This window comes from Mesorhizobium sp. M0676 (assembly GCF_040320535.1).
Taxonomy (GTDB): Bacteria; Pseudomonadota; Alphaproteobacteria; order Rhizobiales; family Rhizobiaceae; genus Mesorhizobium.
Genome location: NZ_JAMYPU010000019.1, coordinates 1 through 25,910, shown reverse-complemented (window position 1 = coordinate 25,910; position 25,910 = coordinate 1). Strand labels below are relative to the sequence as shown.

The window sequence follows — 25,910 nt, the reverse complement described above, 5'->3', positions numbered from 1 at the left end:
CAAAGCTCGCGGGGTCGGTTGAGACGTGCGCTACATTGATAGTCTCTATCAAAACTGGAACAGGCTATCGTTGGCTTGGCAGTTCATCATAGTCGGAAGCATTGGGCTGCTGTCGCTGATGCTGGTCGTCGGCCTATGGGTCACCTCGCAAATACGAGATGGAGTGATCCGCAACTCTGCAAGCACGACCGCGCTTTACGTCGACAGTGTCATCGCGCCAATCCTGCCGGATATGCGCAAAAGCCAGCAGCTCAGCGACACCGTTAAACGGGCACTCGATGAAACCCTGGACCAGGGTGCTCTCGGAAAAAAACTGGCGTCGTTCGTGCTTTGGCGGCGTGATGGCAAGGTGCTGTACGCCAAAGACGCGGCTCTTATTGGCCAGACCTTCGAGCCAAATGCGAACTTGCTGCATGCGTTCGGCGGAAACGTGGTGGCGCAATTCAATGATCTGGACGAAAATGAAAGGAAGGAACGGAAGAGCCCCACCGCCTCGCTGCTCGAGATCTACAATCCGGTTCGAGAGCCGTGGTCGGGCGATGTTGTGGCCGTTTCCGAGTTCTACGAGATAGCCGACGATCTTCAGGGCACTTTAAACTCGGCACTATGGTCGAGCTGGCTGCTCGTGGCTGGCGCGACGGCGGTCGCCTTGGCGATGCTCTCGGGAATCGTGCTTCGCGGCAGCAGCACTATCGAAACGCAGCGTTCAGCGCTTGAGACACAAGTGGCGGAACTTCAGTTGCTTTTGGCGCAGAATTCCGCTTTGCGGGAGCGCGTCCAGCAGGCGTCGCGCCGCGCAACGGCAATCAACGAACGTTACTTGCGTCGCATCGGGTCTGATTTGCATGACGGTCCAGCTCAGCTCGTCGCACTGGCTGCGCTGCGCATGGACAGCCCTCTGCTGCTCGATCCCGCCGCATCCCCAAGCCACCGCAAGACCGAGATCGCCGATATCCATCATACGTTGGATGAGGCGATGCGGGAGATCCGCGCCATCTGCACCGGCCTCGTACTGCCACAGATCGAAGCTTCGACAGTCGCGGAGATATTGCGGCTTGCGGTTGCCGAACATGAACGCCGTACAGCCTCTTCCGTATCGCTTTCACTGCCATCTCGCCTGCCCGACCTGGGGACGTCCGAGAAAATAAGCATCTTTCGCTTCGCGCAGGAGGGGCTGAACAATGCCTGGCGACACGGTCTGGGCAAGGGTCAGGCTGTCAAGGCGAGAGTGACGCAGGGCAAGCTCCTCATTCAAGTGCTTGATCACGGCCCTGGATTCCAGTCGGGATCGTGTGAAGGACTTGGACTCGCCGGTATGAGGGAACGTATCGAAAGTATCGGAGGTCACTTCGAGACCTTTTCGAGCCCCAGGGGGACCCGGCTGACGATAACGCTCAACATCGAGGACCAGAAATGACCGCTCCCATAAGGATTGCCATTGTTGATGATCATCCGTTGTTTCGCGAGGGTGTGGCTCGCAGCCTCGCCGAAATCGGCGGCTTCGAAGTCGTTGGTGCGGGCGAAACCGCGACGGATGCCGAACAGCTTGCGGCCTTGGCAAATCCCGACATATTGCTGCTCGACATCAGTTTGCCGGGAGGGGGTCTGGCGGCAGCGGAAAATATTCTTGCAACTCAGCCTGACTGCAAGATCGTCATGCTCACCGTCTCGGAGGCGAACGCCGATTTGGCGACGGCGCTCAGGCTGGGCGTACGCGGATATGTGCTGAAAGGGATTGGGGCGGCATCGCTGGCCGAGGTGCTGACTTATATAGCCGCAGGGAAAAAATATGTTTCGCCGACCCTGTCAGCGCAGCTTTTGAATGAACTGATACGGCCGGAAAAGCGCACCACCGATCTCGTTGCCAATCTCTCGGGACGCGAGCTTGGGATAATCTCCTTGGTAGGCGAAGGACTGAGCAATAAAGAAGTCGCCAAACGTCTCAACCTGCAGGAGAAAACGGTAAAACACCACATGACTCGGATATTTCAAAAGCTAAAGGTGCGAAACCGCACCGAAGCAGCCATTCTTATGCACGCGCCCAAAACGGGTCTTGTATAGGGAGATGGGGCTTGTCTGAAGGTCGGATGCTGGTTGGCGAACCAACAGTCACAGCCCTTTCAGACGAGCAATGTCGGAGGCCCTTACGGCGCGTTCGACAATTGTCCTTCCAAGCGGATCCTTCATAGTGAAGCGGCCGGCCTCGATGCTTTCGCTGAATCCATCGCGATGCACGACCTGGATTTTGGCGCCCTGTACCGTCACCGTGTCGCCAGCGGCATTGACTTGGCTACTCGGAGCTTGGCTACCGGGGGCGTTGTCGCCGGCACCATTTTTTCCCTTTCCGTTGGCGTTGCCATTCCCGGCGTTGCCGCCTGAGCCATTACCACTACCGTTACCACCACCGTTACCATTGCCATTGTTTCCGCTCTTGGCGCTGGCAGCGGCGAATTCGATCTTGTAGCCGTCGACATGGCTCAACCGCACACCAAGCACCGGCATCGCCACCGCAACCGCCGCGAATACGCGCAAGCTAAAGTACGCCCAGCGACGCGCGGATGAAAACAGGGGCTGCCTTTCTCCATTCATGCCACCATCACATCATGATGTGTCACGGTATTCAAGAATGAACAGCCCAAAATTGCGGCTTACAAACGCTGAGGAAACTCTCCTTTCGTGCTTGCAGCTCGATTTTCAGACCTTCGTCTGAGTCAAATATACACCGAAGTCTGACCTACTGATCTTGGGCCGCGCCGACGGATGTCGCCATAAAATCCGCGTTGACAAGGCTCGTCACCGGTAGGGATCGGCAGCGGGCGCGAGCGCCTGCGGCACGCAGACGCTCGCGGCAGGTCTCCGGCATACGGTTAGCGCATGCTCGCCGTCGAAGCGGTAGCACATGCCGTTCCTCCCCCGGATTATGGTCAGGCGCGATTGGCGAAGTCGCGGACAACCCGTTGCAGCAGCGGCATGTAGTCGCGAAATGCCCGGGTCTTCATGTTGGCGATCTTGCCGGCCTCGTCCCAGATGCGGACCCGAACCGCTTCCTCGTGGAACGGGTTCTTGCGGAACTCGGCCACCTCTTCGGCATTCATCGGCCCGCCTTGCAGCGACAGCGTGTGGACCGAGGCCTGCGACAGCCTGCCGAAATAGGTCGGGTCGGTAGCGCAGAGGTAGCGCTTGGCCGCGACATGCAGCCTGACGCATTCGACGATCACCGGTGGAAAGAACGGCGCCAGCACCTCGCCGCCGGCTTCGTCATGATGCTTGTCCTCGACATCGTCGGGCGAATAGGTGCCGAACTCGCTGGTGTAGTGGCCGATATCGTGCAGCAGTGCTGCCGCCACCAGCACATCGGGCGCGCCGTCCTTTTCGGCGAACCAGGCGCCCTGCAACATGTGCTCCGACATGGTGACGGGTTCGCCGAGATAGGATTCCGCCCCTCGGCGTTCGAAAATATCGGCGATGAATTCGACGATGGTGTCCGCGTTCAAATCCTGACTGCTCATTCCGCGGCTTCCTTGAACTCGTGTTCGATCGCCGACAGCGTCGACAAAAGGCCATCCTTGTCGGCGTAGCAGCCCTGCAGCCAGCGCTTGCCGGTGCCGGAGAACGCCTTGCGGGCATGCATGACGCGGGTGTTATCGACGATGAAGGCCTGGCCTGCCTCGAGCTTGAAGGTCACTTCGAAGGACGGATCCTCGATCAGTTCGGCAAACCGGCGATAGGCGGCGTAGTAGGCCTCCATCTCCGCGAACGGCACATCGACCGTCGGCGCCAGCGAGCGGTTGTTGAAGCGGATGGCGATGAGTTCGCCATCCGGCCCGAGCTCGATCATCGGCCGCTTGGCCTGCAATCGCACGCCCGACGACCCTGCATATTCGAAACGCGCCGGGTATGAACTCAACAGCCGGAAGCGTTCGGGGTTTTCTGCCTGCAGCGCGGCCGCTACGGCAAAACCATCGACAACGCTGGATTCGCCACCCTCCACCGTGTTTTCGATGCAGGACAGGATCTGCAAGGTCGGCACCGGATCGCGATAGGGATTGTCGGTATGCGCCTGCAGGCCAAGATTGGTGTAGGCCAGATTGGTTGGATTGACCTCGGCGCGCACCTCGAACCATCGGCCGTAATTGGTCTCCCTGATATAGCCGAACAGATCGGACACTTTGCACAGCGCCCCGGATTCGGGCGGCAAATCGTCCATCACCGCGAAGCCGTAGGTCTTCACCGCCGACAGCCATTGCCGCAAGACGGCGCGGTCGCGGCTGGCAGCGAGATAGCCGGCGCGCGGCACCGAATTCTGCATAGAGGCCCTGGTCCATCGCACGGTGCCCTCGCCTGTCCAGCCGGGCTGTCGGGCGGCATCGCGGTCATAGGCATTGGCGCTCAGCCATGCCGCAGGAAAGCGCACCGTCTTTCCCTCCGGTTCGAAACTGACTTCAAGCGCATCGCCCTTGATCGCGGCTGCGCCGATCCATGTCTGCGCGGGAATGTGGAGAATGGTGATCAGCCGCTGGCCGTTGCCGGCGCTGCGCGTCTTGTCGTCGAGCGCATTGTCGCGCAACCACACTGCGTGAAAGCGAGTGCGCGCGCCGTCCTTCCACCCGAGGTCAATCGTTCTTCCTTCGTCGCCGATCAGCGCCTGGCTAAGCATGGGGATCCGTTCCTGTCCGCTGCGCCCCGCAGCCAACTCCGCAGGGTTTCCGATTGCATCGTGATGATGTCGAAGGCATAACTCAAATTATCATTTTGCAGCCAAAGGCCCTAAACGGTTTATGACTGAAACAACCCTGCCCTTGCCCCCGCTTGACTGGCTGCGGAGTTTCGAGGCCGCCGCGCGGCTGTCGAATTTCACCGCCGCCGCGGCCGAGCTTGGCCTGACCCAGGCTGCGGTCAGCCAGCACATCCGTTCTCTCGAAGAGCGGTTGAAGCAGCCGCTGTTCATCCGCCTGGCGCGCGGCGTCGAATTGACGCCGGAGGGTGCCGCCTACCTGCCGCATCTGCAATCGGCCTTCGCCGTGATCGCCAACAGCACGCGCGAGCTGTTTGAACCCAAGACCGTCCAGAGCGTGACGATACGCTCGCCGATCTCGTTTGCCGTGCTGATGATCGCGCCGAAGCTGCCGCAAATGGCCAAGGACCTGCCCTTCGTCCAGCTGCAGATCGAGACCATCCACACACCGGCCGATTATGGCGAGCGCTTTGTGGGTCTCGACATCCGATTCGGCATTGGCCCCGGCTCTTTTGCCGGACGGCAGGCCGACCGCCTGACCCGCGAAACCTTGACGCCGATGGCGTCGCCGCATCTCGCCAAGGCCAAGGATTGGACAGGATTGCCGAGACTTACAGTGGTCGGCGCGCGGGAAATGTGGGGCGAGTGGTTCGCCGTCGCCCGGATGAAGCCGGCGCTGGGGCCGACGCACAAATTCGACAGTTTCGTTACCGCGTTGGAGGCGGCGAAGCACGGCGCCGGCATGGTGCTGGGATCGCGACCGTTGGCCGACGCGGCACTGCGCGACGGATCGCTTGTCACCCTTTCCGGCTTCGCTCTGTCGAGCGGTGCCGGCCACTATCTAACCGCACCCTCGGGCGCGCATCTGAGCCCTGCCGAAGAAGCGGTCCGCCGCTGGTTCGTGACGGTCTTCGGCGTCCCGATTTCCCGATAAGCCCCTGAATACGCGGCAAACTATTGGACGACGTGACGCGGCGCATAATTTGTCGCGATACTGCGCCAGGCCGGACGTCAAGCTTCGGCAGGGTTCCGCTCGCTACAGGCGGCCAGGAAAAATCGCGGAGGAAATTCAATGCTCGACAAGGCCCCCAACAAGAAGCTTTCCGACCTGCTCGATCGCTTCGGCGCGGCACTCACCGCCGGCGACATCGACAAGGCGGTCGCCTGCTTCCAGGAGGATTGTTACTGGCGCGATCTCGTCACCTTCACCTGGAACATCAAGACGATGGAAGGCCGCGATCAGGTGCGCGACATGCTGGTCAGCCAGTTGGCCAGGACCAAACCGTCGAACTGGGCGATCGCCAAGGGCGAGGATGCCACGGAAAGCGACGGCGTGCTCGACGGCTGGATCAGTTTCGAAACGTCTGTCGCGCGCGGCTTCGGCCACATCCGGCTGAAGGACGGCAAGATCTGGACGCTGCTCACCACTATGGTCGAGCTCAAGGGCCATGAGGAGCCGGCCGGTTTCGACCGCCCGCTCGGCGCCAAGCACGGCCATGGCAAGAACCGCCCGACCTGGAAGGAGGAGCGCGAGAAGGAAGCCGCCGAACTCGGCTTCAAGACGCAGCCCTATACGCTCATCATTGGCGGCGGCCAGGGCGGCATCGCGCTCGGCGCCCGGCTGCGGCAACTCGGCGTGCCCACCATCATCGTCGAGAAGAACGAGCGTGCCGGCGACAGCTGGCGCAAGCGCTACAAATCGCTCTGCCTGCACGACCCGGTCTGGTACGACCATCTGCCCTATATCGACTTCCCCAAGAACTGGCCGGTCTTCGCGCCCAAGGACAAGATCGGCGACTGGCTGGAAATGTACGCCAAGGTGATGGAGCTGAATTACTGGTCATCGACCGAGGCCAAGAGCGCCGTTTATGACGACAAGAAAAAGGAATGGACCGTTGTCGTGCGCCGCGACGGCAAGGACATCACGCTGAAGCCGAAACAATTGGTGCTGGCCACGGGGCAATCCGGCAAGGCCAACATGCCGAACTTCAAGGGCATGGACACATTCAAGGGCGACCAGCATCACTCCTCGAAGCATCCGGGACCCGATGCCTATGTCGGCAGACAAGCTGTCGTCATCGGCTCGAACAACTCCGCCCACGACATTGCAGCAGCCCTTTGGGAGGCCGGCGCCGACGTCACCATGGTGCAGCGCTCGACCACGCATATCGTCAAGTCGGACACGCTGATGGAGATCGGGCTGGGCTCGCTCTATTCGGAAAAGGCGGTCGCGAGCGGCATGACCACCGCCAAGGCCGACCTCGTCTTCGCCTCCCTGCCCTACAAGATCCTGCACGAATTCCAGATCCCGGCCTATGCCGAGATGAAGAAGCGCGACGACAAATTCTACAAGGGCCTGGAAAAGGCCGGCTTCATGCTTGACTGGGGCGACGATGGCTCCGGCCTGTTCATGAAATATCTGCGGCGCGGCTCGGGCTATTACATCGATGTCGGCGCCTCCGACCTGATCATCGACGGGTCGATCAAGCTGAAAAGCGGTGTCGACGTGAAGGAGATCAAGGAGCACTCCGTTCTGCTCTCCGACGGATCGGAACTGCCGGCCGATCTCATCGTCTACGCCACCGGCTACGGTTCGATGAATGGCTGGGCGGCCGATTTGATCTCACGGGAGGTCGCAGACAAGGTCGGCAAATGCTGGGGCCTCGGCTCCAACACCACCAAGGACCCAGGCCCCTGGGAAGGCGAGCTGCGCAACATGTGGAAGCCGACGCAGCAGGAGGCACTGTGGTTCCATGGCGGCAATTTGCACCAGTCGCGCCATTACTCCCAGTTCCTGGCGCTGCAGCTGAAGGCGCGCATGGAAGGCATCGCGACGCCGGTCTACGCGCTGCAAGAGGTTCATCACAAGGGTTAGTAGGCAGCGCCGCCGATGCGCTTCCAGTAGATGAGCGTGCCGGTCAGCCCGCCATGCGGTTTCAAGGCAAAGTCCGGTATTTCGCCAGTGAGCGTGAAGCCGAGTTTTTCGTAAAGGCCGGAAGCGCCCTCCTCGGTTGCGGTGTCCAGCACCAGAAGCGTGCGGCCTTTCTCGACGGCGAGCGTTTCGGCCGCCCGCATCAGCCGGCTCGCTATGCCCTTGCCGCGGTGTTCGACGCGGGTCATGAGCTTGGCGATTTCGGCCCGGTGCGGCTGATTGACCGGAAAGTCGAGCAGCAAGGTGACGGTGCCGACCAACGCGTCGCCATACCAAGCGCCCAGCACCGCTCTTTCGCCTCTCTCTGCTGCCATCAACGAGTTGCTCCAGAAAGTTTCCGCCGCTTGCCTGGATAAGGGATGCATGAAGCTGACGGAGCCGCCGGCCGCGACCGTCTCGATCAGGAGGTCGGCCAGCATGTCGCGTGTTCCCGCAGTCAGCGACCTGATTTCGATGGGACTCACCTGCACTTTCCCTTGCTAATCCAGACGCGCGACGCGGCGCCGCTTTCGTCTCGCCTTGATCGCGGCGATGCGATCGGTGTCTTTCGGCTGCAGATGCAGCCCGCGTTCGAGGATTTCGAGCGTGTATTCCTCATAGGTCAGGCCAAGCCGCTCGGCCTTTTCCATGCGCATCAGCATCACGTCACGGCTTGGCGCCTTCCACGCCTTGGCATGCGCTGCCTGCCAGGCCAGGAAGATGTAGGCATCGCCCTTGCCCCATGGCGTGCCCTTGTAATCATCGAGCGGCGGTCCGCCATTGTCGGAGCGCTTGGGACGTCTTGCCACGATTTCAGCCCCTGACCAGCGCAACCAGATAGTCGGCCGGCTGCGGTCCGACGGCATGGAACGTGCAGTCCGACGGCGCGCCGAGCGCCAGGCAGTCGCCAGGCTCGAGACTATGCACCATATCACCCTCGGTGAATTCGAGCCGCCCGGAGATCAGCCACATCTGCTGCTTGATGAAGGCATAGGACGCCGCCGGGAAGCTCACACTGGCGCCCGCCGGCAGTTGCACCCGGATCAATTCGAGCGGCGTGTCGGAAACCGGCGACAGATGCCGACGGACATAGCCCGTACCGGGGTCGCGCCAAACCGGCTGCTCACTCTCGCGCAGCAGGCCGCCACCTTGCTGCTCGGCGCGCGCAATCAGCGTCGACAGCGTCATGCCGAAAGCAGCGGCGATGCGCACCAGCAGCGCGGCCGTCGGGCTGGTCATGCCGCGCTCGATAGTGCTGAGCATGGCTTTGGAGACGCCGGAGCGGTTCGCCAGGTCGGCCAACGACCAGTCCCGCAAGGCTCTTTCGGCGTGGATTCGTCTTCCTATCGTGGCCGACATGTCATTCGCTATATCAGTCATTCGTCCAATATATCGAATCTTCGGATTGGGGGAAGAGGCCGGCCGGTCGAATTTTCGCTGACGGGTTAACCCCTGCTACACCATCCCGCATCACGCCACCTTAACCCCGTCTATGTAGGATCGACGCTCCACGGGAATGGGGATCGGATCGTATGTTTGTCGAGCGCGAAGCCTTCGTCGGCGAACCGACCTCGCAGGAGCGCCGCCGCGCAGAGCAGAACGACAAGCGCATTCTCGGCAACGTCGTGCAGTGCGACGGTGCGCGCGCCACCATCAGCGCCTATGCCGACGACATCGAAGGCGCGGTCACCGGCCTGTGGACGGTCGGCAAGATGATCTCCATCAATCTCGGGACATCGCGCACCGTTGGTCTGGTCTACGAAATCGGCAAATCGGATCGCGCCTGGAGCAATGAGGGACAAAACCCCATCGAGGTCAGCGTCGAGCTGATCGGCGAAGTGCGCGACGGCGCCGAACCAGGGGACAAACCGGTGTTCGACCGCGGCATCACCACCTATCCGCATATCGGCGCCATAGCGCACCGCATCCGTACCCGTGACCTGCAGGCGGTCTACGATCTCGCCGGGCGTCATTCGATCACCATCGGTACGCTGTCGCAGGATGAGTCGATCGACGCCAACATCGCTATCGACGACACGCTGGCGCGCCATTTTGCCGTTGTCGGCACAACCGGCGTCGGCAAATCCACCGCCGTCTCGCTGCTGCTGCGCAAATCGATCGCGGCCCGGCCCGATCTGCGAATCCTCATCCTCGATCCGCACAATGAATTCGCGGCGTCGCTGCCTGAGTTCTGCGTCCGGGTCGATTCCAAGACGCTTGACCTGCCGTTCTGGATGTTCAGGCTCGAAGAATTCGCCGAAGTGCTGTTTCGCGGCCGAGAGGTCGTGCCGGAAGAAGTCGATGTCCTGCGCGACCTGATCCCCGCCGCCAAGAACCTCTATCGCAATCCCAATTCAGGCTCTTACGTGCGCCGCGGCAGCGATGCGCTGACCGCCGACACGCCGGTGCCCTACCGCATGGTCGATCTCATCAAGCAGATCGACGAGCGCATGGGCCTCTTGGAAAGCAAGAACGACCGCCCGACGCTGAAATCGCTGAAGACGCGCATCGAGTCCGCCGCGTCCGACCCGCGCTATCGCTTCATGTTCAATTCGCGGCTGATCGAGGACACGATCCACGAGACGATCGGCAATATTTTCCGTGTGCCGCATCATGGCCGCCCGGTGACCTGCTTCGAGATGGCCGGCATGCCGTCCGAAGTGGTCAACTCCGTCTGTTCGGTGCTGGCTCGGCTCGCCTTCGACCTTGCGCTGTGGAGCGAGGGCCGGCTGAAGCTGTTGCTGCTGTGCGAGGAAGCACACCGCTATATGCCGGCCGATCCACGCCTTGGCTTCGCCCCGACAAGGCATGCACTGTCGCGCATCGCCAAGGAAGGCCGCAAATATGGCTGCTATCTCGGCGTCGTCACCCAGCGCCCGGGTGAACTCGATCCGACCATCCTGTCGCAATGCTCGACCTTCTTCGCCATGCGGCTGGCCAACGAGCAGGACCAGGCGATCATCCGCTCGGCGATCGCCGATTCCTCCGCCTCGACGCTGGCCTTCCTGTCCTCCATGGGCCAGCGCGAAGCCATCGCCTTCGGTGAAGGCGTGGCGACGACCATGCGGCTGAAGTTCGAGAAACTGGCGGAGAACCTGATCCCCGGCACCGCCAAGCGAGAGCAGGACGAGTTCTCGCAGGACGGCAACGACGTCGATCTCGCCGCCATAGTCGAGCGGCTGCGCAACGTGCCGAAACCGCAGCAGCAGATGGCCTTCGCCGAGGTCGTGGACTCCGGCCGCCAGGCCGGCGATCCCGATTACCGCAAGCCGGCCACCGCCCAGCGCATCCAGCCCGACGACGATTTCGACCTGCGCTATGGCCTCAAGCCCACAACCTTCGGCATGCGCCCGCAGAACGATTAGCCTGCACACCCTTCTGGCCACCGGCAAGCCGCGTCAACTTCCGAGATCAGCTTCGTCAGCCAGCTTGGGTAAATCACGCCAGAAAATTCGTCAGGCTGAGTCGGTCGGTGTCGACTTCGAGAACCGGAGCGGAGCGGACATTGAGTCCGTGAGCCACCGGAAGCGCAGAAGACGGCATCAAACGGCACCTCACGAATTTAATGCCGGGATTTCAGGCGCAGACGCGGTTGCGGCCTTGCCTCTTCGCCTCGTAGAGCTGGCGGTCGGCGCGGCGGTAGAATTCCTCGGCGGTTTCCTTCCGATCCCAGACGGCTAGTCCGACGCTGGTGGTGATCTTGAGGCGGACATTGCCCGACAGCACCGACATGTTGGCAATCGCTTTGCGGATGCGTTCGGCGAACTTCCCCAACAACTCCGCATCCATGTTGGGCGTAACGACGGCGAACTCCTCGCCCCCAAGCCGCGCCACCACATCGTGGTAGCGCGTCATGCCTTTGAGGCAATTGGCGACTGCCCTAAGCACCTCGTCGCCGACATCGTGGCCATGCGTGTCGTTGACCTGTTTGAAATGATCGAGGTCGAGGATCATCAGCCCGACGGGCTTTTCGATGCGGCGGAATTCCTCGAGATATTCCTTCAGCGCATCATCGAAGTAGCGCCGGTTCTGCATGCCGGTAAGGCCGTCGGTCAATGCCGCATGCTGCAGCGTTTCCGAGCGGGCGCTGAGCGAAACCGTCATGGCGCGCAGCTTCCCCTCTTCCGTGGCCTGCCTACGGATCAGCGGGTAGATGAAGAACACGCCGAAGAACAGCGCTGTCGCCAGCAGCACCCCGGTGACAAACAGCAGCGTGTTGAGATAGGCGATCCTCTCGACCCGGGAAGTCGTATCGTGACCGACCGCGATGAACTGCAATTGACCATAGGCATAAAGCGTCACCAGGCCTGCGGCCAGGATCACGAAAATAAAGACGAAAAATGCGGATTCCGCCTTGTGGAAACGCATCTGCTTCCCGTTGCAAAGTACCCGCCGGATCTATGGCATGCCGGCGCCTTACGGACGGTTAATCCAGACAACCGGAGCGGGAATGTTCATTCCTACTTCTGTTTCTTTAATTGTATTGGCAGCACGAAAATCAAATCGCGGTTTGCAAGCGGCCGCCGGGCTGCAATCTCAGCCATTCCGGTCCCAGCTGATGGCGAAACCACGTCGTTTGCCGTTTGGCATATTGCCGCGTCGCTGCCTTGCAGCGCTCGATGGCCTGAGGAAAGCTGATGTCACCCGCCATGGCAGCCGAAAGTTCGCGAACGCCGATCGCCTTCATCGCCGGAAGGTCGGGATCGAGGCCAAGCGCCGCAAGCCGTTTGACCTCATCGAGCGCGCCGAGATCGAGCATGCGGTCGAACCTTGTTTCGATCCGCTCGACAAGGGGGGCGCGGTCCGGCTCGATAACGAAGAACCGAGCGCTGTCGCGGTCGATCAGCGGCCGGCCGCGCGCTGCCTGCCATTCTAGGATGGAGCGGCCGGATGCGTCGAGCACCTCCAGCGCCCGCACGATGCGCTGGCCGTCGGTCGACTTCAGCTGCATGGCGACCGCCGAATCCTCATGCATCAGGATGCGGTGCAGCTTGGCTGCGCCTTGCTCCTTTAACTCGTAGCGCCAGCGGTCGCGTACCTGCTGCGGAATGTCGGGCATTTCCGAAATGCCCTCGGCAAGTGCGCGAAAATAGAGCCCGGTGCCGCCGACGAAAATCACCGGACGTTCAAAGCCGGCGTCATCGGGCTGTCGGGCGAGCGTGCCGTCATCGATCAGCTTCATCACGTCGCGCAGCCAGGCGCCGGTGGAATAGGCGGTGGAGGGATGCACGTGGCCATAGAGATAGTGCGGCGCGCGGCCGAGTTCGGCGGCATTCGGTCGCGCAGTCAGCACATCGAGCACCGAATAGCCCTGCATGGAATCGGTGTTGACGATGACACCGCCCTTGCGCTCGGCGAGATCGAGCGCCAGCGCCGACTTGCCGCTGGCGGTCGGCCCGGCTATCAGGATCGCGTCCTTCACGCGGCCCTCGCCCGCCTGCCCGCCCTCGCCTAGCTGCTTGGAAGCCTCGATGCCGCTCATTGCCACGCTTGTGTCTCACCCCGTCCGCCGCGCGATGTCGGCCTCGCTTGCGAATATGGCCTCACGGTCGGTCGGCGCAAGCGCTGTTCGCTGGCTGGGCGAAGGCGTCGCCTGCGATCTGGTGCTACCCGAGGGTGCGGAAGCCGCTGAGGCAAGTGCCGCCTTGCGCTTGGCACTTGGCTCCGAGCCGGTCGACGTGATCGTTCAGCAGGCCGAAAGCCGCCGCAAGACAATCCTGCTTGCCGATATGGATTCAACCATGATCGACCAGGAATGCATCGACGAACTCGCCGACGAGATCGGCGTCAAGGACCGCGTCGCCGCCATCACCGCACGCTCGATGAACGGCGAGATCGCCTTCGAGCCCGCCTTACGGGAACGCGTAGCGTTGCTGAAAGGCCTCGATACGGCCGTTGTCGACCGCATCATCGCGAACCGCCTGACGCTGGCGTCGGGCGGCCACGCCCTGGTGCAGACGATGCGCGCCAATGGCGCCTGGACGGCGCTTGTCTCCGGCGGCTTCGAGGTCTTCACCAGCCGTGTCGCCGCCATGCTCGGCTTCCAGGAAAACCGTGCCAACCGCCTGATCGAGGAGAACGGGCGCTTTGCCGGCCTGGTCGCCGAGCCGATCCTCGGCCGCGCCGCCAAGGCCGATGCGCTGAACGATATCTCGGCCCGCCTCGGCCTGACGCCATTCGATGCGATTGCGGTCGGCGACGGCGCCAACGACCTCGACATGATCCGCCTGGCCGGCACCGGTGTCGCGCTCCACGCCAAGCCGGCCGTTGCTGCCGAAGCCAAGGTCCGCATCGACCATGGCGATCTCACCGCGCTGCTTTATCTCCAGGGCTACCGCCAGGAAGAGTTCGCCCAATGAAACCGATGCGCACCGAGCGCCTCATCCTGCGCAACTGGGAAGACCGCGATCGCGAACTCTTCCACCGCATCAATTCGGACGAGCGGGTGATGGAATTCTTTCCGTTCCGCCGCGACCGCGCCGAGACGGATGCCAAGATGGACGAGTTTCGGGGCTGGATCGCCGAGGACGGCTTTGGTTTTGCCGCCGCCGAGATCGCCGCGACTGGGGAATGCATCGGCTTCGTCGGTCTCTTAAAGACCGATCACGTGCCGTCCCTGCCTTCCGATACGATCGAGATCGGCTGGCGGTTGGCGCCGGAATTCTGGCGCAAGGGCTATGTCACGGAGGCCTCCGAAGCCTGGCTCGCCTTTGGCTTCGAAACGCTTGACCGCGACGAGATCGTCTCCTTCGCCGTCGCGGCCAACCGCCGCTCGACGGCCGTCATGGAGCGTCTTGGCATGACCCCTGACCCGGCTCGCGATTTCGACCACCCATCCATCCCTGACAGCCACCCGCACCACCTCAAGCGGCATGTCCTCTACACCCTGTCGCGCAAGGACTGGCAGGCAAGAAAAAGGGCGGCTAACTAGCCGCCCTTTTCATTTCGAAATCAGATCGTTGCAGGCCTGACCGGACTCAATCCATCCGGATCGTCACGAAGCGCAACTCGCCTGTCTTGGACGCCAGCATCAAGAGCGCATTCTTGCGGCCCTGCTCCTTCAGCGCGCCGATCCGGTCCATCACGTCCTTCGGGGTCGCGACCGATTCCTGGGCGATTTCGGTGATCACCTCGCCGGCCTGGATGCCGCGCTCGGCTGCGGCCGAATCCTTGGTGACGTCGGTGATGACGACGCCGGAGACATCGGCGGCGATCCCGAACTTTTTCCGTGTGTCGTCATTGAGCTCGCCGACGGTCATGCCGAGCACCGAGGCCGTGGAGACCGCGGGCGCCTTGTCGCCGCCCTTGTCCTCATCGGTAGTGCCGTCCTCACCGGCGGCAACCTTCTCGCCGTCCTCAAGCCGGCCGAGCGTCACCTTCACCGTCTGCTCGACGCCCTTGCGCACGATAATCACGTCGACCGCCTTGCCGACCGGGCTTTCCGCCACGACGCGCGGCAGGTCGCGCATTTCATGGATGTCCTTGCCGTCGAACTTGATGATGACGTCGCCGGCGAGAATTGTGCCGTTGTCGACCGGTCCGCCCTTGATGACGCCGGCCACCAGCGCGCCCTTAGCGGTCGCCATGCCGAGGCTCTCGGCGATGTCGTCGGTCACCGGCTGGATGCGCACGCCGAGCCAGCCGCGACGGGTCTCGCCGAACTGGCGCAGCTGGTCCACGACGCCCGAGGCAAGCTGCGAGGGGATGGAGAAGCCGATGCCGATCGAGCCGCCCGACGGCGAGATGATCGCCGTGTTGATGCCGATGACCTCGCCCAGGCTGTTGAACAGCGGCCCGCCGGAATTGCCGCGGTTGATGGCGGCGTCGGTCTGGATGAAGTCGTCATAGGGGCCAGAATTGATGTCGCGGTTGCGGGCCGAGACGATGCCGACCGTCACCGTACCGCCAAGGCCGAACGGATTGCCGATCGCCATCACCCAGTCGCCGACGCGCATCTTGTTGGAATCGCCGAACTTCACCGCCGTCAGCTTGTGGCCCTTCGGGTCGACCTTGAGCACCGCCACGTCGGTCTTGGTGTCGGTGCCGACCAGCGTCGCCTTGAGCGTCACGCCGTCGGAGAAATTCACCTCGATATCGTCTGCATCGGCGATGACGTGGTTGTTGGTGACGACAATGCCTTGCTCGGCGTCTGCCACGAAGCCGGAGCCCAGCGACTGCACCTTTTGCGCGCCGCCATCCTTGTCGCCGCCACGGTTCTTGAAGAAGTCGTCGAAGAAATCCTGGAACGGCGAACCCTCCGGCAGCTGCGGCATCGGCACCGCGCCCGGACCTTCCGTGCCCTTCACGGTCTGCGAGGTCGAGATGTTGACCACCGCACCGAGCAGGCCTTCGGCGAGGTCGGCGACCGAAGCCGGTCCGTCCGCGGCCACCGTCGGCGTCACAAAAGCCGGAACGGCAAGCGCGCCGACCATAAGTGCCGCCGCACCTGCGATGAACGTCCGCCGCGCCGCGCGCAGAAGGGTGTTGGATGTCATCGAAAGCCTCCCGGATTGCTGAAAAGAAAAAGCGCTTCGGCAAAACGCCGCGTCGCGTCATGTTGGCAAGAAATACGGCACGTTTGCGGCTATGGCCACATCAGGAGGATAAATCCTCCGTTACACCCTAGAGCGGTTCGCCGTTTCGCGGAAACGGCGAACCGTTCAATCCCTTTGCTTTTACGCAATTCCGGACGGAAAACCGCTCACACTTTCCTGGAATTGCAGATCAGCGGTCCTCAGCCACGCACCAACCAGACGATGCCGACGCCGATGGCGATCGCCACCAGCCCGACGATGCGCAGCGCAATTTCCGGCGTCGACAGCACTTCGCCGGCAAGACGTTTGGCAAGGCCGGGAAAGCCGCCATAGACCAGACCCTCTACGACGAGGACCAGGCCTATGGCCGCAAGGAAATCCTGCACCGCCCTACTGGGCGGGTGCAGGTTGTGCAGCCGGCGCGGCAGGTGCCGTCGCCGGCGCGGCAGGTGCCGTCGCCGGAGCCGCAGGTGTCGCCGGCTTCGCGTCCGTACCGTCCGGATTGCGGAAGAAGCGGAAGAACTCCGAGTTCGGCGAAAGCACCATCGTCGTCCCGGAGTTGTCCAGCGCCGTGCCATAGGCATTCATCGACCGGTAGAAGTCGAAGAACGCCGGATCGCGTTTGTAGGCGTCGGCAAAGGTCGCACTGCGCTGGGCTTCACCTTCACCACGCAGGATTTCCGATTCCTTGCGCGCCTCGGCGACGATTTCCACCACTTCGCGGTCGGCGCGGGCGGTGATGCGCTGCGCGGCCTCTTTGCCGCGCGCTCTCAGCCGTTCGGCCTCGGCCAAACGTTCGGCCTTCATGCGGTCGAAGGTCTGCTGCGAAACCTCAGCCGTCAGATCGGTTCGGCGGATGCGCACATCCTCGATCTGCAGGCCGAGCGAGGTAGCGTCGGGCCGCAGCTGATCGCGCACTTCACGCATCATCACGGCCCGCTCTTCCGAGAGCGCCGCTTCGAAGTCGCGCAGACCGTAGACACGGCGCAGCGCCGCATCGAGACGCGTCCTCAGTCGTGCTTCGGCCAGTGTGATCTGACCGGACACCGCGGAGCGGAACACCCGCGGATCCGAGATGCGGTACGCGATGAAAGCGTCGACCTCATAGAACTTGCCGCCCGAAACCTGGACGCGAATGTTATCGAGATCGAAGCGCAGCACCCTGTTTTCGATCAACTGCACGCTGTCGGCGTCGAAGAAGGCGAAAGGCGCCTTGAAATAGATGCCGGGTTCATTCTTGACGTCGACGATCTCGCCGAACCGCAGCACGAGCGCCTGCTGGCGCGCGTTGACCACGAAGACCGAGGAGTAGAGCAAGAACAGAAGCACGGCCGCGATGACCGCGATGATGGGAAGACGATTGGCCATCACTGGGCTCCTCCCGTGGTCGCGCCGGCAGGCGCCGGCGCCTTCGGCTGCAGTGCCGGCAGCGGCAGATAGGGAACGACCCCTTGTCCATTGCCCTGTTCGACGATGACCTTGTTGGAATCCTTCAGCACCTTCTCCATCGTTTCCAGATAAAGCCGCCGGCGCGTCACGTCGGGCGCCTTGGCGTATTCGTCATAGACCGAGATGAAGCGCTGCGCCTCACCTTCGGCTTCCTGGACGACACGGTTCTTGTAGGCTGCCGCGTCCTCGCGGATCTGCGCCGCGGCGCCACGCGCCTGGCCGAGCTTCTGGTTGGAATACTGGTTGGCCTGCTCGACGAACTTGTCTTCGTCCTGCTCGGCGCGCTGCACTTCGTCGAACGCGTCGGCCACTTCACGCGGCGGCGCCGCGTCCTCGATCGAAACTGCGTTGACGTTCAGGCCGGCCTTGTAGCCGTCCAGCGTCGTCTGGATGATTTCACGCACCGACGCCGCAATGCCCTGGCGGTCGTCGCGGAAGATGTCCTGGGCAGGTCGCCGGCCGACCGCTTCGCGCATGGCGCTCTCTGCGACCTGCTGCAGCATGCCTTCTGGGTCGGAGACGTCGAACAGATAGGCCCGGGGATCGGAGACCTGATAGGCCACCGAAAACTGGACGTTGACGATGTTCTGGTCGCCGGTAAGCATCAGCCCCGACGAGTTGCCGCTCGTCGCGCCGCCACCACCGATATCGACGAGTTGTTCGGCGATGTTGGCCGTCTCGACGGTTTCGACGGGCCACCAATGGAAATGCAGGCCTGGCTGCGACAGCTCCGCCTTCGGCTTGCCGAAGCGCAGCTCGACCGCAACCTCGTCCGGCTGCACGGTGTAGACCGCCTTGAACGCCCACAGCACGATTAGAGCCGCTGCGATCAGCGCAAAGACGGCCGGGCTGGCGCCGCCGCCACCGGGCAGCGCGCGCCGCAGCCGGTCCTGGCCGCGGCGGATGATGTCTTCGAGATCGGGAGGTGACCCCGGCGGGCCGCTAGGCCCCTTCGGTCCCTGCCCCCAGGGTCCCTGATTGTTGCCGCCGCCGCCACCCCATGGGCCGCCGCCACCGCCGCTCTTGTCGTTCCAGGGCATGAATGTCCTTTCGCTTGGAATTCCCTCGGCGCCGGCGTTGCGGCGCAAAATCCAGTTGTTCTTCTATAGGGATGCCGCGATGCGCTTTCAACGCGATCCGCTGCCGAGCATGTCCGTTTTGGACGTTCGCGACCCTTTTATCGTCTCAATGCACGCCGCGGCGTCGCTCGTAAACCGAATAGCGCGTCGCATGGCTGTCCTTTTCACCGGCCGGAACGTCCTGAGCGCTGACAAGGCGCCACAAATCCGGATCGATGTCGGGAAAATGCGCGTCGCCATCGACCGCCGCCAGCACATGGGTGACGTGCAGCCGGTCTGCCAGCGGCAGCGCCTGCGCATAGATCTCGCCGCCGCCGATGACGCAGATTTCGTCAACGCCGTTCATGCAACGCCCGCGCACCGTGGCCAGCTGGATCGCGGCTTCCAGCGAGTGCGCCACCTCGATGCCCTCGGCGCGCCAGGCCTTGTCGCGGGTCACCACGATGTTCAATCGGCCCGGCAGCGGCCGGCCGATGCCTTCATAAGTCTTGCGGCCCATGATGACGGGCTTGCCCATCGTATCGGCCTTGAAGCGCTTGAGATCGGTGGACAGCCGCCACGGCAAGCCGCCGTCGCGCCCGATGACGCCGTTCTGCGCGATGGCGACATAGATTGCGACGTCCATCAGTTGGCTTCCCCGGCGCCGTCATCCGACGGCTCCAAGAGCAATATGTCGATGTTGTGCTCGGGATAGAAATCCTGCGCCTTCGTCTCGAAGGTCGTCGGCCCAACCTTCTTGACATTGCCGCCGCAAAACGAGATCAGCGCTTTCGGGTTGCCCTTGTCGACGGTCAGCTTGAACTTGCCGATGCTGCCATTGGCCCAGTTGCCGCCGGTGGTCAGGATATAGGCAATGCGGTTCTCGTAAAAATGCGGATAACCGTCGGCCTTGGCGGCCTGCCGCACCGCATTCTCGAAGCTGTCGTCCATGCAGTAGCGGGTCTTGTAGTTCGTGTACTGGCTGCCCTCGGTGAACTTGCCGTCATAGAAGAAACTCACCGATGACGTGCCGCCGACGCTCGGTTTGTAGCGGTGCGAGACGTGGACATCCTTGTTGGCCGGAAATGTCGCGCGCCACCAATAGGTCGAGCGCAACTGCCACCACGGCGTATAGACCTTGTTCGCCTCGGTACCGTCGCTGCCCGTATCCTCGATGATGATGCCGCGGTTTTCCCAATCCTCGGCGACCGTTTTCGGCAGATTCGCCAGGGCCGCCTTGGCCGCATCGCCGAACGGATTGAACGGCACGTTCTGCGCCTTCAGATCGGCGCCGATATCGATGCCGACAGCGAACACTTTCTGCTCGAGCTGCGGCTTTGCCGGCGCTCCGTCGATCGTCACCTCGAAGCCAAGGAAATTGTCGCTCTGGTTTTCCGGGATGGCCGGCATTTCCTCCGGATTGCCTTCGATGTCCGGCAGCGGAAAAGCGACGATGGCATTTACATCCTTGTCGGTGTTGTTGTGGAAGACGTAGTCGACCGTGACCTTTTCCGGCGAGATATAGAGGTCCTCGCTTTGCATCGACACCGCGTCGCTACGCGACAGGATCAGGCCACCTGTGCCGAGTTCGGCGGTCGTATCATTGGCCAGCGCGGGCACGGCTAAAAGCGCCAGCGCTACGGACAGAACATATTGCAACATCGAAGCCCCTCGCCAAGAATGCCGCGACCCTAGCCGTTTCAATGTGGCGTTTCAAAGCCTTCCGTCTCCCAGCAGGACGCCACAGTGTCTGGACACGCCAATCGGCGGTCTGGACTAACAGGTTTCGATCGGGCAGGAGTTCGCGTCATGCGCAAGCTTCTCGTCATCGGCATCGGCGCCGGCAATCCCGACCATATGACCGTGCAGGCCATATCAGGCCTAAACCGGGCGGACGTCCTGTTTATCCCCGACAAGGGGGCGAAGAAGAACGACCTTGCCGAATTGCGCCGCCATATCTGCGACCGTTTCGTCAGCAATCCGAAATCGCGCCGCGTCGAGTTCGACGTGCCGGTGCGCGCCGAGCCGGCGCCTTCCTATCGCTCGACCGTCGATGACTGGCACGAGGCCATCGCCCAGATCTATGAGAGCCTGGTCCGCGACGAACTTGCCGAGGACGGGTGCGGCGCCTTCCTGATCTGGGGCGACCCCTCGCTCTATGACAGCGCGCTGCGCATCCTCGCGCGCGTACGACTGAGGGGCAATGTCGCATTCGAACTGGAGGTCATTCCCGGCATCACCGCCGTCCAGGCGCTAGCCGCCGGCCACAAGATGGCGCTGAACCGCATCGGCGACCCCGTGCTGATCACCACCGGCCGCCGCCTCGCCGAACAAGGCATGCCGCACAATGCCGGCAGCGCCGTGGTCATGCTCGACGGCAAATGCGCCTTCAACACGCTGGCAGACAAGGATCTGATCATCCATTGGGGCGCCTATCTCGGCACACCCGATGAGATCATCGTTTCCGGTCGCCTGGGTGATGTCGGCGAGGAGATTGAGAGGACGAGAGAAGAAGCCCGGAAAAGAAAGGGCTGGATCATGGACACCTATCTGCTGCGTAAAGCAGGAGAGCCCGAGGAATAGCGCGCTCAAAGGTCGAGTTCCTTCGCGCCCCCCTCTGTCCTGCCGGACATCTCCCCCTCTAGTGGGGAGATTGGCCGTCACGGAGGATTTCGCCAATCGCCTAACAGATTAGCGCCCGTCTACGGGCTAGCTGATCTCCCCCCTTGCGGGGGAGATGTCCGGCAGGACAGAGGGGGGTGTGACGGATCGCAAGCTTCAACCCTCACCCAGCATCAATCTCCGCCTGCAAGGCGTCCATATGCGTGGCCGCCGCTGCCGCCGCAGCGCGCTCGATAGCGCGAAAACGGCTGACAACTGCAAGGCCAACTGAGGTCAGCTGTGCGCCGCCGCCCTTTTTGCCGCCGGTCTGCGCCGCGACCAGTGGCTTGCCGAACACACGGTTCATATCTTCCACCAGATCCCAGGCGTGCTTGTAGGACATCTCCATGCAGCGTGCCGCAGCCGAGATCGAGCCGAAAGTGGCGATCTGCTCCAGCAATTCGATCTTGCCCGGACCTATGCGCCCGTCCGGATCGAGATTTATCCGCAGGCTCAGCGACGGCATCTCTTGTCCTCCACAGTCACACTAGCCCCTCTCGACCCATAGCGCTATTCCAAAACGATATAGCGGCTATCAGCCATCCGCTTCGGCCGGCAGCCCGGCGCCGGCGTTGGCACGGTCGAAACTGACCGTCTTGATCACCGCGAACACCTTGCCGCCGAGTTGAAGGTTCAGTACCTGCCTGGATTGTTCGGTAATGCGCGCAAGCACGGTTGCGCCATTGCAGTCGATGCCGATTTCGACCGTCGGCCCCTCGCCCGAGCCGATTGCGACGATGGCGCCCGGCAGGATGTTGAGCGCACTGAGACCTTTCGGCTGTTCGGTGGCGATCATCACGTCGCGGGCGCGGATTCGGATGCGCACAGGCGCGCCGACCGAGACCGCCAATTGCGGCACCCGGATTTCGCCCGCCGCCGAGCCGAGCACGGTCATCCCGAAGATCTCATCATGGCGCAGCACCTTGGTGTCGAGAACCGCGCCGCCCTCGCCGCGTTCCTCCGCCGGCAGCAATTCGAGCCGTTGCATGATCGCGCCGGTCGGGCCTGAGGCAGCGACCTTGCCTTGCGCCATCACCACCACGTCGCTGGCCAGCCGCGCCACCTCGGCGACGGAGTGGCTGACATATACGATGGGCAGCTTGGTCTCGTCGCGCAGCCGCTCGATATAGGGCAGGATCTCGGCTTTGCGCGCATCGTCGAGCGAGGCCAGCGGCTCGTCCATCAACAGCAGTTTCGGGCTGGCAAGCAGCGCCCGGCCGATCGCCACGCGCTGCTTCTCGCCGCCCGAGAGCTTTGCCGGTCGCCGGTCGAGCAGAGGACCGATGCCGAGCAGTTCGACGACCGCGTCGATATCCGCATAGCGCTCCGCCGGTGGCGTGAACCAGCGGCCATAGCGCAGATTGCCGGCCACGCTCATATGCGGAAACAGCCGCGCGTCCTGGAACACCATGCCGATCCGGCGCTTGTGCTTCGGCACGAAAATGCCGGCATCGGTGTCGACCAGCACACAGCCGTCGACCGCGATACGGCCCTTGGTCGGCCGGATCAGGCCGGCGATCACGTTGATCAGCGTCGTCTTGCCGGAGCCCGATGGCCCGAACAGCGCCGTCAGCCGCCCGGCGCTTTCGAAACGCGCGTCGACGGCGAAACCGTCGAGCCGATGGCTGATGTCCACCAGCACGCTCATTCGATGTCCATCCGCCGGCCGACGCGCCGCGCCAGCACTTCCGAGGCGACCAATGCGGCCATCGAGATGACGATGGAGATCAGCGTCAGCCTGAGCGCCCCGTCATCGCCGCCAGGCACCTGCGTGAAGGTGTAGATCGCCGAAGGCAGCGTCTGCGTCTCGTTGGGAATGTTGGAGACGAAGGTGATCGTGGCGCCGAACTCGCCCATCGCCTTGGCGAAGGACAGGATCGAGCCGGCGATCAGCCCGGGCAGGATCAGCGGCAGCGTGATGGTGGCGAAGACCCAAATCGGGTTGGCGCCGAGCGTTCCCGCCGCTGCCTCCATTTTGCGGTCGACCGCCTCGATCGACAGCCGGATCGCCCGCACCATCAGGGGAAAGCCCATGATACCGCAGGCCAGTGCGGCGCCGGTCCAGCGAAACGAGAAGACGATGCCGAAATGCTCGGCCAGGAACGCTCCCGCCGGCCCGCGCCGGCCGAAGGTAAGCAGCAAGAGATAACCTGTCACCACCGGCGGCAGGATCAATGGCAGGTGAACCACACCGTTGAGCAGCGTCTTGCCCCAGAATTTTCCGCGGGCCAGCAAAAGCGCCATCAAGATGCCCGGCGGCAGGCTGAACAGCATCGCCACCGTCGCCACCTTGATCGACAGCCGGACCGCATTCCATTCGTCGGGAGTGAGGTCCAGCAGCCAGTTCATGCGTCAGCCGCTACCTTAATTGCTCGGCGTGAGCACGGTGAAACCCTGATCCCTAAACAGTTCCGCCGCCTTGGCGGACTGCAGGCACTTCAGGAAGGCCGGCGTATCCTTGTCCTTCGAATCGGTGGTCTGGGCAACCGGATAGATGATCGGCGGGTGCGAATCCTCCGGGAAGGTGCCGACCACCTTGACGCCCTTGTCGGCATGCGCGTCGGTGGCATAGACGATGCCGAGCGCGGCCTCGCCCGTTGAAACCAGCTTAAGCGCGGCGCGCACATTCTCAGCCTGCGCCACCTTGCCTTCGACCGACGACCAGACGCCGAGCGATTCAAGTGCCGCCTTGCCGTATTTGCCGGCCGGCACCGCCTTGACGTCGCCCATGGCGAGCCTGCCGTCGCCAACCAGCTTGGCGAGGTCGAAGCCTTTCTCGATCCTGGTTTCGACCTTGGAATCCTTCGGCGCCACCAGCACGATCTGGTTGCCGAGCAGTTTCACCTCGGTGTCCGGCTTGGTCAGTTTCTTGTCGGAGAGATATTTCATCCAGTCGAGGTCGGCCGAGATGAACACATCGGCGGGCGCCCCGAGTTCGATCTGCTTGGCCAGGGCCGAGCTCGCGGCGTAGGAGACGGTCGCCGCTTCACCGACATCGGCTTCGCAGGCCTTGGTGACGGCGTCGAGCCCGTCCTTGAGGCTGGCTGCGGCAAACACGATCACCTTGTCTCCCGCGTGAGCCGCCGGCATCGCGGCCATCAGAGCTGCGGCAAAGCCGCCAATCGCGATTGCCCTCATACCAAAACCTTTGTGCCCCAACATGAAAACTCTCCCTGGGCTTGAAATCTGCTGGCTCGACTCCTGCCGACCGATATATCTGGATGACTATAACAAGGGAAGGCCGCCTCCTGCGAAAGCGTATGTTCGGCATCGATTGTTCTGGTTTGGACGTGCACCGAAACCCGGAAAGGAACTCCGATGAAGATCAGCGCCCGCAACATCCTCAAGGGAACGATCGTCGAGATCGTCAAAGCACCTCGCCTGTCCGCGGTGATGTCGCCGGCTCCGTCGTCACGCTTCGATCACCAACGAGGCCGTTGCCGATCTCAAGCTCGAAAAAGGCAAGCAGCCTATGCCATGATCAAGGCAACCGACGTCATGGTCGACATCGATTGAGGGTCGGAATTGATTGACGGTGGACGGATCAGACCGCGATCGGCGCCTTGATCGACGCGTCGGCAAAATAGTTTTCCAGCCGGAAATCCTCGAAGCGGAAGGCGAACAGGTCCTTCACCTCCGGATTGATCCACAGCGTCGGCAGCGCCTTGGGTGTGCGCCGCAATTGCTCGCGCGCCTGCTCGAAATGGTTGGAATAGAGATGCGCATCGCCCAGCGTATGGACGAACTCGCCGGGCTTCAGCCCGGTCACCTGCGCCACCATCAGGGTCAGCAGCGCGTAGGAAGCGATGTTGAAGGGTACGCCGAGAAAAATGTCGGCCGAGCGCTGGTAGAGCTGGCAGGACAGCTTGCCGTCCGAGACGTAGAACTGGAACAGGCAGTGGCAGGGCGGCAGCGCCATCGCCGCCACTTCGGCCGGGTTCCACGCCGAAACGATCAGCCGGCGTGAATTCGGATTCCTGCGTATCTCCTTCAGAACATTGGCAATCTGGTCGATCGACCCGCCACGGCCATCCGGCCAAGAGCGCCACTGCTTGCCATAGACCGGGCCGAGATCGCCATTCTCGTCGGCCCATTCGTCCCAGATCGAAACGCCATGATCTCTAAGGTATTTGATGTTGGTGTCGCCGGCCAGGAACCACAGGAGTTCATGGATGATCGACTTCAGATGCAGCTTCTTGGTGGTGGTGACGGGAAAGCCGCGCGACAGGTCGAAGCGCATCTGGTACCCGAACACCCCACGCGTGCCGGTGCCCGTGCGGTCGCCACGATCGGCGCCATTGTCCAGCACATGCTGCAAAAGGTCGAGATACTGGCGCATCGGCTTCGCCTCGATTCGGGGTTACCGCCATCATAACCGACTGGCCGCCGGCCGAACACAGCAAAAGGGACCAGAACGCGGCTTGCCCCATCTCTCAAGAGGTGGCGCTGCCCCTCACCTGCCTGCCGGCATCCTCTCCCCGTATAGGACGGGGAGAGGGGCGCTCAGTGGTTTCGCCAATCACAAGCGTTCGAGAGAGAGTGAGAGAGAGAGAGAGAGAGAG

The 25,910-nt window shown here is 62.6% G+C and carries 27 protein-coding genes and 1 pseudogene; 9 read left to right on the top strand and 19 right to left on the bottom strand.

Annotated features, from left to right (window positions below; all coding sequences use genetic code 11):
• The first annotated feature begins 25 nt into the window (after nucleotides 1-25).
• Nucleotides 26-1,417, top strand: coding sequence for a sensor histidine kinase (locus tag NKI35_RS20735; protein ID WP_502897158.1), 1,392 nt, complete (start codon nucleotides 26-28; stop codon nucleotides 1,415-1,417).
• Entirely contained in the window at nucleotides 1,414-2,061 is a 648-nt protein-coding gene (locus NKI35_RS20730) for a LuxR C-terminal-related transcriptional regulator (RefSeq protein ID WP_023668347.1), read from the top strand. Before NKI35_RS20735 ends, NKI35_RS20730 begins: the two co-directional genes overlap by 4 nt.
• Before the next feature lie 48 nt (nucleotides 2,062-2,109).
• On the opposite strand, the gene NKI35_RS20725 is transcribed toward NKI35_RS20730, so the two are convergent.
• The 3 genes from NKI35_RS20725 to tmpA form a co-directional block, all read right to left on the bottom strand.
• On the bottom strand, nucleotides 2,110-2,532 hold the full coding sequence (locus NKI35_RS20725) for a hypothetical protein (RefSeq protein ID WP_352741362.1): 423 nt from the start codon (nucleotides 2,530-2,532) through the stop codon (nucleotides 2,110-2,112).
• Nucleotides 2,533-2,924: 392 nt separating this feature from the next.
• Nucleotides 2,925-3,509 carry a (R)-1-hydroxy-2-trimethylaminoethylphosphonate oxygenase gene (tmpB, locus tag NKI35_RS20720; protein ID WP_023725324.1) on the bottom strand — a complete coding sequence of 195 codons (585 nt, stop codon included), beginning with the start codon at nucleotides 3,507-3,509 and terminating at the stop codon, nucleotides 2,925-2,927.
• Nucleotides 3,506-4,657: a 2-trimethylaminoethylphosphonate dioxygenase gene (gene tmpA / locus NKI35_RS20715; protein ID WP_352741361.1), complete on the bottom strand. Its 1,152-nt coding sequence runs from the start codon at nucleotides 4,655-4,657 to the stop codon at nucleotides 3,506-3,508. Before tmpA ends, tmpB begins: the two co-directional genes overlap by 4 nt.
• Nucleotides 4,658-4,778: 121 nt before the next feature.
• Between tmpA and NKI35_RS20710 the strand changes: the two genes are divergently transcribed.
• Together NKI35_RS20710 and NKI35_RS20705 are read left to right on the top strand one after the other, a co-directional pair.
• Nucleotides 4,779-5,669, top strand: coding sequence for a LysR family transcriptional regulator (locus NKI35_RS20710; protein WP_352741360.1), 891 nt, complete (start codon nucleotides 4,779-4,781; stop codon nucleotides 5,667-5,669).
• 138 nt (nucleotides 5,670-5,807) lie between these two features.
• Nucleotides 5,808-7,610, top strand: coding sequence for an NAD(P)/FAD-dependent oxidoreductase (locus NKI35_RS20705; protein ID WP_023703001.1), 1,803 nt, complete (start codon nucleotides 5,808-5,810; stop codon nucleotides 7,608-7,610).
• On the opposite strand, the gene NKI35_RS20700 is transcribed toward NKI35_RS20705, so the two are convergent.
• The 3 genes from NKI35_RS20700 to NKI35_RS20690 are packed head-to-tail and all read right to left on the bottom strand — an operon-like array spanning nucleotide 7,607 to nucleotide 9,026.
• On the bottom strand, nucleotides 7,607-8,131 hold the full coding sequence (locus tag NKI35_RS20700) for a GNAT family N-acetyltransferase (RefSeq protein WP_352741359.1): 525 nt from the start codon (nucleotides 8,129-8,131) through the stop codon (nucleotides 7,607-7,609). The genes NKI35_RS20705 and NKI35_RS20700 overlap by 4 nt on opposite strands.
• 15 nt (nucleotides 8,132-8,146) lie before the next feature.
• On the bottom strand, nucleotides 8,147-8,455 hold the full coding sequence (locus NKI35_RS20695; protein WP_352741358.1) for a hypothetical protein: 309 nt from the start codon (nucleotides 8,453-8,455) through the stop codon (nucleotides 8,147-8,149).
• Nucleotides 8,456-8,459: 4 nt separating this feature from the next.
• Entirely contained in the window at nucleotides 8,460-9,026 is a 567-nt protein-coding gene (locus NKI35_RS20690) for a helix-turn-helix domain-containing protein (RefSeq protein WP_023668339.1), read from the bottom strand.
• A gap of 152 nt (nucleotides 9,027-9,178) precedes the next feature.
• On the opposite strand from NKI35_RS20690, the gene NKI35_RS20685 reads away from it, so the two are divergent.
• Nucleotides 9,179-11,011 carry an ATP-binding protein gene (locus tag NKI35_RS20685; RefSeq protein ID WP_352741357.1) on the top strand — a complete coding sequence of 611 codons (1,833 nt, stop codon included), beginning with the start codon at nucleotides 9,179-9,181 and terminating at the stop codon, nucleotides 11,009-11,011.
• 211 nt (nucleotides 11,012-11,222) lie between these two features.
• On the opposite strand, the gene NKI35_RS20680 is transcribed toward NKI35_RS20685, so the two are convergent.
• Nucleotides 11,223-12,014, bottom strand: a complete 792-nt coding sequence (locus NKI35_RS20680) for a GGDEF domain-containing protein (protein WP_023668337.1) — start codon at nucleotides 12,012-12,014, stop codon at nucleotides 11,223-11,225.
• A 130-nt stretch (nucleotides 12,015-12,144) separates the two neighbouring features.
• Entirely contained in the window at nucleotides 12,145-13,128 is a 984-nt protein-coding gene (gene miaA / locus NKI35_RS20675) for a tRNA (adenosine(37)-N6)-dimethylallyltransferase MiaA (protein WP_352741356.1), read from the bottom strand.
• On the opposite strand from miaA, the gene serB reads away from it, so the two are divergent.
• Together serB and NKI35_RS20665 are read left to right on the top strand one after the other, a co-directional pair.
• A complete protein-coding gene (serB, locus tag NKI35_RS20670) occupies nucleotides 13,118-14,005 on the top strand; it encodes a phosphoserine phosphatase SerB (protein WP_352741355.1) in 888 nt (295 codons plus the stop codon). The genes miaA and serB overlap by 11 nt on opposite strands.
• Nucleotides 14,002-14,577 carry a GNAT family N-acetyltransferase gene (locus tag NKI35_RS20665; protein ID WP_352741354.1) on the top strand — a complete coding sequence of 192 codons (576 nt, stop codon included), beginning with the start codon at nucleotides 14,002-14,004 and terminating at the stop codon, nucleotides 14,575-14,577. Before serB ends, NKI35_RS20665 begins: the two co-directional genes overlap by 4 nt.
• A 46-nt stretch (nucleotides 14,578-14,623) precedes the next feature.
• Here the strand turns inward: NKI35_RS20665 and NKI35_RS20660 are convergent, their stop codons facing one another.
• The 6 genes from NKI35_RS20660 to NKI35_RS20635 form a co-directional block, all read right to left on the bottom strand.
• Entirely contained in the window at nucleotides 14,624-16,141 is a 1,518-nt protein-coding gene (locus tag NKI35_RS20660) for a DegQ family serine endoprotease (protein ID WP_352741353.1), read from the bottom strand.
• Between the two features lie 239 nt (nucleotides 16,142-16,380).
• On the bottom strand, nucleotides 16,381-16,566 hold the full coding sequence (locus NKI35_RS20655; RefSeq protein ID WP_023668333.1) for a DUF2065 domain-containing protein: 186 nt from the start codon (nucleotides 16,564-16,566) through the stop codon (nucleotides 16,381-16,383).
• Nucleotides 16,567-16,570: 4 nt separating this feature from the next.
• Nucleotides 16,571-17,548 (bottom strand): protease modulator HflC, encoded by a 978-nt coding sequence (gene hflC / locus NKI35_RS20650; protein ID WP_023668332.1) that lies wholly within the window; start codon nucleotides 17,546-17,548, stop codon nucleotides 16,571-16,573.
• A complete protein-coding gene (gene hflK / locus NKI35_RS20645; protein ID WP_023714743.1) occupies nucleotides 17,548-18,669 on the bottom strand; it encodes an FtsH protease activity modulator HflK in 1,122 nt (373 codons plus the stop codon). The genes hflC and hflK overlap by 1 nt, the downstream gene beginning before the upstream one ends.
• A gap of 145 nt (nucleotides 18,670-18,814) precedes the next feature.
• Nucleotides 18,815-19,333: a dihydrofolate reductase gene (locus NKI35_RS20640; RefSeq protein WP_352658038.1), complete on the bottom strand. Its 519-nt coding sequence runs from the start codon at nucleotides 19,331-19,333 to the stop codon at nucleotides 18,815-18,817.
• Nucleotides 19,333-20,349 carry a DUF4424 domain-containing protein gene (locus tag NKI35_RS20635; protein WP_352741352.1) on the bottom strand — a complete coding sequence of 339 codons (1,017 nt, stop codon included), beginning with the start codon at nucleotides 20,347-20,349 and terminating at the stop codon, nucleotides 19,333-19,335. The genes NKI35_RS20640 and NKI35_RS20635 overlap by 1 nt, the downstream gene beginning before the upstream one ends.
• A gap of 147 nt (nucleotides 20,350-20,496) precedes the next feature.
• Here NKI35_RS20635 and cobF point away from each other — a divergent pair, with 147 nt between their 5' ends.
• The gene (cobF, locus tag NKI35_RS20630) at nucleotides 20,497-21,270 is read left to right on the top strand and encodes a precorrin-6A synthase (deacetylating) (protein ID WP_023667410.1); all 774 of its coding nucleotides are present in this window, start codon (nucleotides 20,497-20,499) and stop codon (nucleotides 21,268-21,270) included.
• A gap of 202 nt (nucleotides 21,271-21,472) precedes the next feature.
• Here cobF and NKI35_RS20625 read toward each other — a convergent pair whose 3' ends face one another.
• The 4 genes from NKI35_RS20625 to modA all read right to left on the bottom strand — a co-directional run bounded on the left by NKI35_RS20625 (nucleotide 21,473) and on the right by modA (nucleotide 24,510).
• A complete protein-coding gene (locus NKI35_RS20625; protein WP_352741351.1) occupies nucleotides 21,473-21,814 on the bottom strand; it encodes a winged helix-turn-helix domain-containing protein in 342 nt (113 codons plus the stop codon).
• 69 nt (nucleotides 21,815-21,883) lie between these two features.
• A complete protein-coding gene (gene modC / locus NKI35_RS20620) occupies nucleotides 21,884-22,996 on the bottom strand; it encodes a molybdenum ABC transporter ATP-binding protein (RefSeq protein WP_352741350.1) in 1,113 nt (370 codons plus the stop codon).
• Nucleotides 22,993-23,697, bottom strand: coding sequence for a molybdate ABC transporter permease subunit (gene modB / locus NKI35_RS20615; protein WP_023667413.1), 705 nt, complete (start codon nucleotides 23,695-23,697; stop codon nucleotides 22,993-22,995). Before modB ends, modC begins: the two co-directional genes overlap by 4 nt.
• A 15-nt stretch (nucleotides 23,698-23,712) precedes the next feature.
• Entirely contained in the window at nucleotides 23,713-24,510 is a 798-nt protein-coding gene (gene modA / locus NKI35_RS20610; protein ID WP_352741349.1) for a molybdate ABC transporter substrate-binding protein, read from the bottom strand.
• 156 nt (nucleotides 24,511-24,666) lie between these two features.
• Here modA and NKI35_RS20605 point away from each other — a divergent pair.
• Nucleotides 24,667-24,864, top strand: a pseudogene (locus NKI35_RS20605) (TOBE domain-containing protein).
• Between the two features lie 28 nt (nucleotides 24,865-24,892).
• On the opposite strand, the gene NKI35_RS20600 reads toward NKI35_RS20605, so the two are convergent.
• Nucleotides 24,893-25,687, bottom strand: a complete 795-nt coding sequence (locus NKI35_RS20600; protein WP_352741348.1) for a thymidylate synthase — start codon at nucleotides 25,685-25,687, stop codon at nucleotides 24,893-24,895.
• Between the last annotated feature and the right edge of the window lie 223 nt (nucleotides 25,688-25,910).